The organism is Neobacillus rhizophilus, assembly GCF_018343535.1.
Classification (GTDB): Bacteria; Bacillota; Bacilli; order Bacillales; family Cytobacillaceae; genus Neobacillus; species Neobacillus rhizophilus.
The window spans coordinates 52,285-64,386 of the sequence record NZ_JAGYPF010000003.1 but is presented as its reverse complement, the minus strand read 5'-3'; the positions used below and the strand labels follow the sequence as shown (position 1 = coordinate 64,386).

Here is a 12,102-nt window from a genome sequence, read left to right as displayed (position 1 = left end):
CAGATGGGTTTTTTTAATGGAAAAGAAGAAAAGGAAAATATCGAAACAGTCTTAAAAAACTCCCTAGAAATTGAAGAAGATTTAATGCGTACATATTTAGTTACTGCTGAGCGAATTCATGACGATGACGAATTAAAGGAACGCCTTGAAAACTTTGCGGAAGGAAATGCGAAAAGAACGAAACAGCTAATAGATGAACTAAAGGAAGAACACGAATAAACTAGAAGCTTTGATTATCCCCCATCTTAACAGATGGGGGATTTTTCCTTTAAATATTAATTGATTTAGAAGAGAAAACGTTTTAATATAATGTGTGGGAATAATACAGAAAATTCCTTATTTTTTGTGTCCTTTTTCGCTTTTAGGTGGAAAATTGACAGTAAAATCATTTTAAGGAGGGTCCTATCCTTCAGAGGAGTTAGTATGTCTATTGACATTGAAATTATTTTATATCAAGTGCTGATCGTTCTCTTTCCGATTTTTGTCTATCATTTATTTTTTTACGAGAAGACGAGTGACCGTCGAAAACCTCTTTCAAAACTAACCTTCATTCTGATACTCATCTTAGTTCTGGCAATGTCTTTTCCAGTACAGTTTTCCGAAGGGTACATTTATGATTTTCGCCTCATACCTTTTATTATCTCATTTGTATATGGGGGAACTATACCAGGTTTAATAACTGGGGCTGTTTTGCTGACTTACCGGTTTATAATCGGTGGTGACGGCTTTTATGTCGTTTTCATCAGCTATTTGATCACCTGCATAGTCCTTATTTTTATGGGCGAAAAAATCCAGCGCTTTCAAAAGAAGAGAAATCTTATATTTGTCAGTATTGTTTTTTGGGCGAACACGCTCATGATTATGCTTACACTTTTCACACATAACCAAAATAATCAACTTTATTTTATGTTTGTCTTCTATTTCATTACCTGGATTTGCTTAATGATGGTTGTATTTGTCATCGAAAACGTCAATCAGCAAATCGAAATTCGCGAAAGACTTCAGAAGGATGAAAAATTAAACGTCGTCAGCCAGCTAGCCGCTTCGGTAGCTCATGAAGTTCGGAATCCGCTCACATCTGTCCGCGGATTTTTACAACTAATGACCGATGATGATAATCTGAAACAGGCTCAAAGATCGTATATTAAGATTGCCCTTAGTGAATTGGACCATGCTCAATCAATCATTAATGACTATCTCTCATTAGCTAAACCAAATACTGAAGAGTTATCTACAATCAATATTTCTGATGAAGTGATGAAAACAGTTGCCCTTATGACCTCTTACTCTAATATTCAAAATATAACAATTCAGCCAAGCATCCAAGATTCACTATATATAAGAGGTAACAAGAGCGAAATAAAGCAGGTTTTAGTCAATATTATCAAGAATGGCATTGAAGCAATGAATACCGGTGGGAATCTTACAATTAAAGCGTATGAAAAGGATAGTGTTATTTCTATTGAAGTGATTGATAGTGGAAAGGGCATGACAAAAGCCCAGTTGAAAAAGTTGGGAACGCCTTTTTATACAACCAAGGAGAAGGGTACGGGCGTTGGTCTGACGATTTCATATCAAATTGTCCAAGCAATGAAGGGAAGAATTTTTGTAGAAAGTAAAATAGATAAGGGGACCATCTTCACAATCCAATTTCCCAGCGTTTAAAAAAATATTGCAGGTAAGGAGTCTTTCTTTATAAGGAGGGCTCTTCTTTTTAGATAATTTTCCCAATATTAGGGGAATTTGTTCTCAGTCAGTGATGCCATTGAGGATGAGATATAAATATTTTAAATTCTTAAAAAATTTCTTATGATCCATGAATTAAACTATATATCCAAAAATGTGAAATATTATTTAAGTTAGGATGTGCAAATTCTGAGTTATGCTTTATTGTTAAATTAAGGAAACATAAAAGGGATGAGTTTCTATGGAGAATGTAAATCTCATCGCTGTTTTACTGAGGATTTTGGGATGGGGAATGACCGGTTATTTCGCCTATCGAATTTATAAAAAACAGACTATTAAAATAACTGTATGGAAAGTGATTGTCATTTTATTCGTTGGTGTTTTTTCTTTTTCCTTCGATTGGAGGATGTCTGAAACGACCATTAAGCTTGCCATTTTGCCATTAGGAGTTTGGTTCTTGTTCTGGTTAAGAGGCAGGACAGAACAGTGGCAGATTTATCGGCACTTTGCTTGGCTTGGCTTTTTTGCCAATTATATTTTTCTAGTGACAACCTTAGTTTATATGCCGCTATATCATGTTGTTTATCCGGAAAACCAGGCAGACGTCTATATTTCAAACATCGAGAGAGCCTCTATTATTAGTACCTTCCCTACTGCACAAAACCTCACCCTGGATAAAAAATCATTGCAAGAACAGCTCCCAAAAATGATGGAAGAATCCATCCACAGCACGGAATGGTTCCATGAGTCAGAGGAAGAGATCGATAAAAAAAGTGAACGATTCCCTTATCAGCTTATTGGTTCCATACCCAAGTTTGGTAGTGGCCTTAATGTTATTGTTTACGTTGAAAACGAAGGAAAAGGGTTATTGATTTCGACACCGGAAAAGCAGCATTATTTTCGCTCGGAAGAATCGATATTAAAGGGCGGACAATGACATGAGAAAAAAGATGATGATTTTCGGAATAGTAATTCTGCTCTTGTCCTCGGTAACAGTATATTGGTTTTATTATTCCAACCCGGATAGATTTTTAACGAATCAGCAATTGGTTGAGAAAATTAATCATGTTTTTCCCGAAGTGGCAGCTGACACCATTCAAGATATAATCCACGTGGATGAACATCATAAAGTTATCCCGTTTGTAACAAAGGATAACCGTTATGGATTAAGCTATTGGGCATGGAAAAATCATCAATGGAAGGCTGTATATATTGATAATGCCGGTGAACCCAAGGTTTGGAGAGTTAACCCAAAGAATTCTTCAATCTACACGATTGTCTGGAACATCCACCCGGATGATGCCGTCAGCTATATGAAGTTTTATTTAAAGAAAGACAGGAATTATCTAATAAGGGATGGGATAGAGACCTATCATCCGGGCATCCAGCTAGAAGCAACGGCGTCCCTTAACGGTAAATCCTATGGTGTTCTAAGAATTCCGGATGAATGGAGCTCCGTTATCGATTCTTTTGATGAAATAAACAAGGCAAAGCAGCTGAATTTCTTTCAAAATGTATTTCCTGCAAGAGACGTGTTTTTTGGATGGACGCCCTATAAAAGCTCTGGGGAAGAAGCGGCCATCAAGGCCACTACGAACGGAAATTCCTTTCATAGTGGAGACGAAATGATTGATTTTATCATGTACGTAAACAAATCAGAACTTCAGTCTGAATAAATTTTTAAAAAGGCGTCCCGAGTCAATTGGGCTCTTTTTAGAGGAAAAGATGTAAAATGAAACTAGATATAATCGATGAGGGGGCTGGTTTGACATGTTTGCGGCAGGGCAAAGGGATATGCAACGGATGGATCAGTATACGATGGAAAGGATTGGTTTACCGGGTGTGGTCCTAATGGAAAATGCCGGTGCAAGGGTAGTTGAGGAAATTATCGCGGACTTACCTTGCCCTAATCCACGGGTCATCGTTCTTGCAGGCGGCGGGAATAATGGCGGCGACGGTTTTGTCATTGCCCGCAGGCTGATTGATGCAGGAGTCAAGGCGTTGTTGTGTCTGCTCGTCAATCCTGACCGTTTAAAGGGAGATGCAAAAATCCACTTTGATGTGTATATGAATCGCGGGCTGCCTGTCTTTAACCTTCAAGAACATTCACTTAAGGGTTTGAAAAATGAATTGAACACTTCGGATGTGATTGTTGATGCCATTTTGGGGACTGGGGTAAATGGCCCTGTCAGGGAACCCATCAGCAAGGTGATTTCACTGGTCAATGAATTTTCCGGAAAGAAATTGGTCTTGTCTGTTGATATCCCTTCAGGTGTCAGCAGTGATACCGGGAAGGCAGCAGGAGAAGCGATAAGGGCTGATAAGACGATAACATTTGTTTTTCCGAAAAAAGGCTTCTTTTTACATGACGGACCAAAATATATCGGTGACTGGAAGGCGGTTGATATTTCTGTACCGCCCTCGGCCGCGGCCGAATTAGGACTGGACATGCCAAGGGTGATAACAGGGCCTTTTGTGCGGGAGGTGCTGCCAAAACGGCCAAGGCACGGTCATAAAGGGACTTTCGGTCATGCTTTGATAGTCGGAGGATCACGCCCATATGTTGGCGCTCCGATCTTCTCAGCGAAGGCAGCCTTACATTCCGGTGCAGGTCTGGTAACGCTGGCAGTTCCGGAAGGGATTTATCCGATGGCGGCGGCGCAAAACCCGGAATCATTATTTATGCCTTTATCTGATGAGCATGGTCATTTTGCGGCCAGGGCGGTTCATGAAATTATTCCGCAGCTTCAGCAGTTTGACTGTATAGCAGTTGGTCCTGGGATGGGGCGGTTTCCTGGAGGGGAGGAGTGGCTTAAATCGTTGATTGGGTCCTTGAGCGATCAGCCTTTGATTATTGATGCGGATGGACTTTATTTCATTCGCGACTTGATGGACTTGGTTCACCAGTATAATGGGCCTATCATTTTCACTCCGCATCCGGGTGAAATGGCAAGGTTAGTCCATAAGACCGTTAAAGAGGTGGAGGAAAATCGCATCGAAATCGCCCGGGAATATGCGAAGTCAAACAATGTGTACTTACTGTTAAAAGGACACCGGTCAATTATGGCAGCACCGGATGGACAGGTCAATATAAATCCACTCGGTCATGATGCCCTTGGAAAAGGAGGCAGCGGGGACGTTCTTACTGGTCTGATTGCTTCATTTCTTGCCCAGGGTGCCGAACCCTTACACGCCATGATAGCCGCAAGTTACCTTCATGCAAGGGCCGGACAAGAAAAAGCAAAAGTTCTCTCTCATTACGGAGTCATGCCCTTGGACATCATAGAAGGAATAAAAGAGCAGTTAAAATAACCAGTCTTTCTTCCTAGAAAGGCTTTTTATTTTTGGATATTAATACTTTTTTACTATATAAAATGGAAAAGAATGCATAATTCTTAGTATTTACCTTGGAAATTTTTCTAGTAAACTAATATTTAGGGAGTGGGAATATTCAAACTATTTAAATAAACCCTTATGTACCTTTTGTTAGAAAGGAGTTTATAAAAGATGAACACCGAAGAAAAGGTTTACGCCGAGAGTGGAATGACAAATCATTTAAGCCAGCTGGCTTCGATTGGCCAAATCGCTGCAGGAATTGCCCATGAAGTGCGAAATCCATTAACAGCGGTCAAAGGGTTTTTACAGCTTTTGCAGCAGGATCAAAAAAATGAATACCTAGAAATTGCTCATTCCGAACTTGATAACGCCCTGAAAACTTTAAATAATCTCCTTCAGGTTTCTAAGCCTGATCTGGAGGACGAAGAATTCCAAACTATTTATTTGTCAGTCGAATTGGAATCCATCATTAACTTATTCCAGGACAAGATGTATGAGATTACCATCCAAACTGATTTTCAAAATACTGGTGCTGCTATTTATGGTAGGAAAAATCAGTTTAAAAAGGCTTTCTTTAATTTAATTAAAAATGCAATTGAAGCGATTGACGGGGAAGGCGCCATTACTCTGACACATTACACAAAGAATAATGAAGTCATTGTGACGATTCAAGATACAGGAGTTGGTATCCCCGAGGAGAAGCTTTCGCTATTAGGCACGCCCTTTTTTACGACCAAGGATCAGGGGACAGGGATGGGACTTGCTCAGGTGTTCTCGGTCATTTATCAACATGGCGGCATGATTTTGGTTGACAGCAAGAAAAATCAAGGAACCTCTTTTACGATAAGGCTTCCGCAGCAGCAGCAAAAAACACAACGGGGTGTGAGAAAATTGGATGTTATGTTTGACGATAAATATTCAATAAAGGAATACTTTTTGGGAAATCAAAAATTATTTGAGGACCGTTTGCTGGCTGAGGCGACGACTGTAAGTGACAAAATTGATGATATACATAATGTTGGAATTAATTTACTTAACAATGCCCATAAGTTAGTACTATATGTCGTTGAAGGTAGGGAACATGAACTAATCTCATTTGCCAAGCAGGAGGGCATGGCTTGGGCGATGCATTCCTTGACCCTTGCGTTTAAGTTGGAATGGATTCAGGCAATCCGCCGAACACTGTGGGATTTTCTCTATAACTTTGATGCCTTAAATAAATTGGAGACTGATAGGATCACATTTTTTTCAATGGAAAAAAGTATTAATGAATTAATTGATCAGTTCCTGACACACTTTTTTATCACGTACACAAAATATAAGGATGAGTTGCTGGAGAACCAAAGAAAGCTTGTCGAAAACCTGTCTGTTCCGATTATTCCAATTAATAAAGAGATTTGCATTTTGCCCTTAATTGGAACACTTGATGATCTGCGTATTTCAACGATTCAGAATAAAGTGCTGGCTGAAATTGAATATCGGCAAATTCAAACTTTAATTATTGACCTTTCAGGTGTGGCATCGATGGAAAAAGAAGCCGCCCGGAACTTTGTCCAAATCATCCAAGGCTTTTCGATGATGGGCTGTAAAACGATCCTCACCGGGATGCGGGCGGAAATTGTCAAAAGTCTTATTACCTCGGGAGTTGATATTAGTCATAAGGTAGAGTTTAAAGGAACACTGCAATTAGCCTTGAACGATATTGTTTTTCACAAGGATTTGCAAGAGGTATAGAGTTTTCTAAAAAGTACTCGCGGGAGTACTTTTTTAGTTTCTATTAAATGTGCGGAATTTGTAAAAAGTTTTCCATCTATAAACTAGCTTTCATGTTATCTTAAAGGTAAGTGATGAATCTATAGGTAGGAGGTTTTTAACATGGGAGCGCGTTTAATAGAACCAAACACTGGTCCAGTTATCCAAAAGGAAAAAGAAATCGTCAAGCAAATGATTGAGATTTATTGCCGCCATAAGCATAAACATCCCAATGGTTTGTGCAATGAATGTCAGGAGTTGAAAAACTACTGTATGTTGAGGCTCTCCTTCTGCCGTTTTGGTGAGGAGAAATCATCCTGCTCCCATTGTAAAGTTCACTGTTATAAACCAGCCTACCGACAAAAAATCAAAGCCGTCATGCGCTACTCCGGCCCGTGGATGCTATTGTATCATCCGATTTATGGCGTTAAACATTTATTTAATAAAAGATAAAAAAGGTGTCTGCCGATTGACTATACGGCAGACACCTTTGCTTTTTATAAAAATTATCGAATGCCCTTCATGTACCCTTGAATCTTAGGTGCAAGCATTAACAGGATAATACCTAATACTAATGAAGCACCGCCGACTGTGCCAAAGTAGGCCATTTCGGTTGCTGGTGTGTAGAATTTTACGATTTGTGCGTTGATCGCCTGAGCAGCAGCACTTGATAAGAACCACAAGCTCATTGTTTGGGCTGAGAACGCAGCAGGCGCCAGCTTAGTTGTAGCTGATAATCCAACTGGTGATAAGCACAATTCACCAAGTACGCAGATTAAATAGCTAAGCACCAACCATAATGGGTTTACCAAAGAATCTGTTCCGCCAAAGTAAGCAGGAAGCAAGATCACGATAAATGATAAACCAGAGAACAATAATGCTAATGAAAACTTCTGTGGAATATTCGGTTCTTTTTTTCCGAGCTTCACCCAAAGCCATGCAAAAACAGGCGCTAATATAATAACGAATAATGGATTTAAGGATTGGAACCATGCAGGAGAAATATGAATTCCTGCAAAATCAAGCTGGGTACGTTTGTCCGCATAGTTTGCTAAAATCGTTGAACCCTGTTCTTGAATCGCCCAGAACATAACAGACGCGATAAATAACGGAATATAAGCGATTAATCGAGAGCGTTCCACCGATGTTGTTTTTTTGCTTCGGTACATGACAATGAAGTACATAGTAGGAATTAAGATACCCAAAATACCAATTAGGTTAACAAATGTTTCAAATGTTAAATAGCCATTAGGAATCGCAATGGCGCAAATTACGGCAATCACGACAATGCCTAATCCAATATAAGTAAAGACTTTTTTCCTTTCAGCAGGTGACAGCGGGTTTGCAACTGTAGTACCGGCTAATCCAAGGTTTTTCTTCTTTGTTAAAACAAACATTACTAACCCTACGAACATACCAATCGCTGCGATACCAAATCCTAAATGGAAGCTGACACCCATTAGGGACCCAACGATTAATGGTGAAATAAATCCCCCAAGGTTAATCCCCATATAGAAAATACTGAAACCTGCATCACGGCGATTGTCGTTCTCTGCATACATATCACCAACCACGGTGGAAACGTTAGGCTTAAGCAGCCCTGTACCAAGAACAATCAATACCATGGAAACAAAGAATAACGTAATATTTCCCGGAATGGCTAGCGCAATATGACCAAACATGATTAAAATACCGCCATAGAACACTGCTTTTGATGTACCGAAAATCCGGTCAGCCAGCCAGCCGCCAATGATTCCGGACATGTAAACTAACGATCCGTAAATGGACATGATAGATAATGCCAGAGTTTGGTCCATTCCAAGGCCGCCCTTGGAAACTTCATAGTACATATAGTATACGAGAATTGCTCTCATTCCATAATAAGAAAAACGTTCCCAAAACTCTGTAAAGAACAGTGTAAATAAGCCTTTAGGGTGACCGAAAAAGCCCTTCTGAGGTACACTGTCCACAATTTTCTGTTTATTTATGTTTGACATAAATCTACCTCCTTTTGTTATTCTATAATACTTTTAAAGTTGTGAATGGTCAAAATCTTTTTTCTGGAATTAGATTTACAAAACGGTTAAAAACCTTGATTTTATTATGTTTTCAGAAAATGTTCACGCGAAAAGAAAGTTTTTTTAAAATAATAATTATTTTCGGATAAGTTTGTATTTTGGTATCTTTTGGATGATTTATCCATAATAAAAAGCCCTCGAGATCTCTAGGGCTTTGTTAGTAATTTTAGAATTGTCTCATCCATGAGAGTGTGATCCTGTGCAGTAAGCAGAGCATCAGGAATTAGGGCGTATCTGCCATGATTACCTGTTAAATAGCTATAAATAATTTGTGCTTCGTCAAGGTCTTCTTTGTGGACATTAAGGGGTGTTTCATCCCTGACACCTTTGAAAAAGTTCAAGATATTCGCCCTTACCGTTATAACGACATCCGTTCCTTCAAGCGAAAACTTCTCTGAAAATAACACCGTGTTGCCTTTGATTAAAAAAAGTTTAAAGGTGCGGTCATCCAAAAATTCGATCGTGACGATATTTTGATTGGCCTCCGCAAAATCAACGACACCCTCTTTATAATGAAGAAAACTGATTGCCTCCAAATATCCTTTATACTTTGCGGCCAGTTCAAAATCCAATTGCCCCGCAGCAGCAGCCATTTTTTCCTCCATTTCCGCAAGCGGACTTAAGTCATCTCCCTTGATCAAGGCGATGATGCGGGTTAATATCGAATCATATTTTTCTCTCGGGACTTTTCCTGTACACAAGCCGATGCAGAGGCCAAGAGAATGATTCAAACATGGAGAACCTCCTGTGGAACGGTTGCTGCAGCTAATTTTAAAAAATTCCTTGATCCCCTGTACCGCTTTTTCTACTGCAAACTTACTGATAAAGGGTCCGAAATAAAGATTTCCGTCATTTTCAATGCAAACATTCGTTACTTCAAGCGTAGGATGAAGCTCGTCCATTCTCATGACGATATAGGAATAGTTCTGCGGGTTTTTCATTTTCCTGTTGAAAAAAGGTTTGATATCTTTTATTAACTGGCATTCCAGGAGAAAGGCTTCAAACTCCGTGTCTGTCAGGATGTAGTCAAAATCCTTTAATGTAGCAACAAGTTTTATCGTTTTTTTAGAATGGGCCTTGGAATGCTGGAAATAGGAACGAACTCGATTCTTTAAATTTTTGGCTTTTCCCACATATATGATTTGGCCAGCAGAATCCTTCATCAAATAAACCCCGGGAGTAATGGGGAGATTTTTTACCTTTTCTTTTAAATCCATGTTTTTTTCCTTCCCAAACATATTGTTCCTATAATTTTATCATAGGGAATATATCGTGGATTCTGTCTAATATTTCCTGTAAATAAAAAACCAGATTGCATTAACAATCTGGTAAACTTAATCATGGACTTTGTTTGTATAAAGCGATTAATAGGATTAACATGACGATGTCTAAGCGTGCGTTAAAAGCAGATTGCAAAAGCCCCGTGTTAAGTGTTGGCAGCTTCGTTAATAAAATAGCTGCTATCATAATTGCGATTAAGGGTATGACGGCATTTTTTACAGCTTTGCCCGCCAGAATTAAAGCACCGCAGCCAATTTCTAGAAGAATGACAAGCTTCAACATGAGCTGAGGATATGGCAGCCTCAGGCTCAAAAAATAGTTGGCTAAATCAGTGTTAAGTAGTTTCATTAAACCTGAGATGATAAACACGTATGCGACCGAATAGCGCAGTAGATTCATAGTTGAAAATGAAGTATGCATGTTTGTCCGCCTCCTTTGTAATACATATGCAATAATGGGGACAAACAATGACAGATAGTTTCTCTGGAATGAACAAACAGCAGGCCTGGTGCCTGCTGTTTGTTCATATCCCTATTAATTAATCCACGATTAAAACAACTGGAGGCTTATTCAGAAATTGCATCATATTGGCCACGTCTGCAGTGACTTCACGGCCCTCAGGGGTTGCTAATGACTGAGCTAGAATGGCTGAGTTTTCAAAATGAAGTTCTGCAAGAAGATATTGGTTATCGCTTGTGTTTTGCTTTTGCAAAACGCGGTGAACTTCCGCACCTGTGATATTAGGCAGTTTTTCTGCTAAAGGAATATGAACATTGAAATAATAGTTTTCGAAACCTTCTTGATCCTTCGGTTGATCATAAATAACAACTAATTTAGCCATCTTTGCTTTCCCCTTTCAACCTCTAAAATAGTACAATCACCCTCTCATTATAAAGGGAAAAAGAACCAATTATTATTAAAACTACTCGACAATTTGTGCAAAGAAATTTTAAAAATAAAGGCATATTAGTGATTGACATTGACGTTGCGTAAAGGTGTATCGTTGTTGGTGAGGAGGTGAGAGGAATGGAATATACGGTGCAAAAGCTTGCGAGTTTGGCAGGGATTAGCACCCGGACGCTAAGGTATTATGATGAAATAGGGATTCTTAAGCCGGCAAGAATCAATTCATCAGGTTACCGAATTTACGGGCAGGCAGAAGTGGATCGGCTCCAGCAAATTCTGTTTTACCGGGAGTTAGGTGTTAGTCTCGACCAAATCAAGGAGATTGTAACGGACCCTTCCTTCGATGGTGCCGCAGCACTCATGGAACATCGCCAAAAGCTCCTCGAAAAGCGGGAACAATTAGACTTGTTAATCGCGAATGTTGAAAAGACAATCGCGATGACAGAAGGGAGATTCAAGATGTCTAATAAAGAAAAATTCGAAGGCTTCAAGAAGAAAATGATAGATGAAAATGAGAAAAAATATGGCAAGGAAGTCCGCGCTAAGTACGGCGATGATGTGGTCAATCAATCGAATGCCAAGGTCATGAATATGAGCGAGGAGCAGTATCAAGAGGTAACCGCGTTAGCTGAAGAAATTAAAACCATCTTAGCGGCGGCTATGAAAACTGGCAACCCTGCAGGAGAGTTGGCACAGAAAGCAGCAGACCTCCATAAGCGATGGCTCACCTATTACTGGAAGGATTACAGTAAAGAAGCCCACGCAGGACTGGCGCAAATGTACGTCGACGATGAAAGATTCAAAGCCTACTACGACAAAGACCAACCTGGCACAGCCGAATTTCTAAGAGACGCGATCGAAATCTATACTGGTATAAAAAAATAACTAACCATTTAGGTCAGGCCGAAACTGCGTAACATATTAAAGCGCAAGGGTCTGGCCTCTTTACATTAATGACTTAAATTGCCTTATTTGTCGCTTATTTCCACTTTAACGCTTTAAAGTAGTATCCCTTATTTTCCCTCATTTTAAAATTTTTCCCCAAAATGACATTTTTAGATAG

Annotated in this window: 12 protein-coding genes; 8 read left to right on the top strand and 4 right to left on the bottom strand. The window is 39.4% G+C overall.

All coding sequences use genetic code 11. From position 1 onward, the window contains the following. Positions 1-3: 3 nt before the first annotated feature. The 7 genes from KHA99_RS13795 to KHA99_RS13765 all read left to right on the top strand — a co-directional run bounded on the left by KHA99_RS13795 (position 4) and on the right by KHA99_RS13765 (position 7,227). Complete coding sequence (locus KHA99_RS13795; protein ID WP_213118071.1) at positions 4-219, top strand: hypothetical protein; 216 nt, start codon at positions 4-6, stop codon at positions 217-219. A 204-nt stretch (positions 220-423) separates the two neighbouring features. Next, positions 424-1,665, top strand: coding sequence for an ATP-binding protein (locus KHA99_RS13790; RefSeq protein WP_213118070.1), 1,242 nt, complete (start codon positions 424-426; stop codon positions 1,663-1,665). 262 nt (positions 1,666-1,927) lie between these two features. Further along, positions 1,928-2,623 (top strand): hypothetical protein, encoded by a 696-nt coding sequence (locus tag KHA99_RS13785; protein ID WP_213118069.1) that lies wholly within the window; start codon positions 1,928-1,930, stop codon positions 2,621-2,623. Position 2,624: 1 nt separating this feature from the next. Beyond that, positions 2,625-3,362 carry a hypothetical protein gene (locus KHA99_RS13780; protein ID WP_213118068.1) on the top strand — a complete coding sequence of 246 codons (738 nt, stop codon included), beginning with the start codon at positions 2,625-2,627 and terminating at the stop codon, positions 3,360-3,362. 94 nt (positions 3,363-3,456) lie between these two features. Continuing rightward, a complete protein-coding gene (locus KHA99_RS13775; protein WP_213118067.1) occupies positions 3,457-4,998 on the top strand; it encodes an NAD(P)H-hydrate dehydratase in 1,542 nt (513 codons plus the stop codon). Positions 4,999-5,193: 195 nt separating this feature from the next. After that, positions 5,194-6,756 (top strand): ATP-binding protein, encoded by a 1,563-nt coding sequence (locus tag KHA99_RS13770; RefSeq protein ID WP_213118066.1) that lies wholly within the window; start codon positions 5,194-5,196, stop codon positions 6,754-6,756. Between the two features lie 141 nt (positions 6,757-6,897). Then, entirely contained in the window at positions 6,898-7,227 is a 330-nt protein-coding gene (locus KHA99_RS13765) for a nitrous oxide-stimulated promoter family protein (protein WP_213118065.1), read from the top strand. A gap of 53 nt (positions 7,228-7,280) precedes the next feature. On the opposite strand, the gene KHA99_RS13760 is transcribed toward KHA99_RS13765, so the two are convergent. The 4 genes from KHA99_RS13760 to KHA99_RS13745 form a co-directional block, all read right to left on the bottom strand. Further along, positions 7,281-8,771, bottom strand: coding sequence for a peptide MFS transporter (locus KHA99_RS13760; RefSeq protein WP_213118064.1), 1,491 nt, complete (start codon positions 8,769-8,771; stop codon positions 7,281-7,283). 227 nt (positions 8,772-8,998) lie between these two features. Next, on the bottom strand, positions 8,999-10,069 hold the full coding sequence (locus KHA99_RS13755) for a GIY-YIG nuclease family protein (RefSeq protein ID WP_213118063.1): 1,071 nt from the start codon (positions 10,067-10,069) through the stop codon (positions 8,999-9,001). Positions 10,070-10,190: 121 nt separating this feature from the next. Continuing rightward, complete coding sequence (locus tag KHA99_RS13750; protein ID WP_213118062.1) at positions 10,191-10,553, bottom strand: DoxX family protein; 363 nt, start codon at positions 10,551-10,553, stop codon at positions 10,191-10,193. Between the two features lie 118 nt (positions 10,554-10,671). Further along, on the bottom strand, positions 10,672-10,974 hold the full coding sequence (locus KHA99_RS13745; RefSeq protein ID WP_213118061.1) for an EthD family reductase: 303 nt from the start codon (positions 10,972-10,974) through the stop codon (positions 10,672-10,674). Between the two features lie 185 nt (positions 10,975-11,159). On the opposite strand from KHA99_RS13745, the gene KHA99_RS13740 reads away from it, so the two are divergent. Beyond that, entirely contained in the window at positions 11,160-11,924 is a 765-nt protein-coding gene (locus KHA99_RS13740; RefSeq protein ID WP_213118060.1) for a MerR family transcriptional regulator, read from the top strand. Positions 11,925-12,102: the final 178 nt, after the last annotated feature.

Coding starts and splice junctions, on each gene's coding strand:
- KHA99_RS13795 (WP_213118071.1), top strand. CDS start 4: ATGGGTTTTTTTAATGGAAAAGAAGAAAAGGAAAATATCGAAACAGTC.
- KHA99_RS13790 (WP_213118070.1), top strand. CDS start 424: ATGTCTATTGACATTGAAATTATTTTATATCAAGTGCTGATCGTTCTC.
- KHA99_RS13785 (WP_213118069.1), top strand. CDS start 1,928: ATGGAGAATGTAAATCTCATCGCTGTTTTACTGAGGATTTTGGGATGG.
- KHA99_RS13780 (WP_213118068.1), top strand. CDS start 2,625: ATGAGAAAAAAGATGATGATTTTCGGAATAGTAATTCTGCTCTTGTCC.
- KHA99_RS13775 (WP_213118067.1), top strand. CDS start 3,457: ATGTTTGCGGCAGGGCAAAGGGATATGCAACGGATGGATCAGTATACG.
- KHA99_RS13770 (WP_213118066.1), top strand. CDS start 5,194: ATGAACACCGAAGAAAAGGTTTACGCCGAGAGTGGAATGACAAATCAT.
- KHA99_RS13765 (WP_213118065.1), top strand. CDS start 6,898: ATGGGAGCGCGTTTAATAGAACCAAACACTGGTCCAGTTATCCAAAAG.
- KHA99_RS13760 (WP_213118064.1), bottom strand. CDS start 8,771: ATGTCAAACATAAATAAACAGAAAATTGTGGACAGTGTACCTCAGAAG.
- KHA99_RS13755 (WP_213118063.1), bottom strand. CDS start 10,069: ATGGATTTAAAAGAAAAGGTAAAAAATCTCCCCATTACTCCCGGGGTT.
- KHA99_RS13750 (WP_213118062.1), bottom strand. CDS start 10,553: ATGCATACTTCATTTTCAACTATGAATCTACTGCGCTATTCGGTCGCA.
- KHA99_RS13745 (WP_213118061.1), bottom strand. CDS start 10,974: ATGGCTAAATTAGTTGTTATTTATGATCAACCGAAGGATCAAGAAGGT.
- KHA99_RS13740 (WP_213118060.1), top strand. CDS start 11,160: ATGGAATATACGGTGCAAAAGCTTGCGAGTTTGGCAGGGATTAGCACC.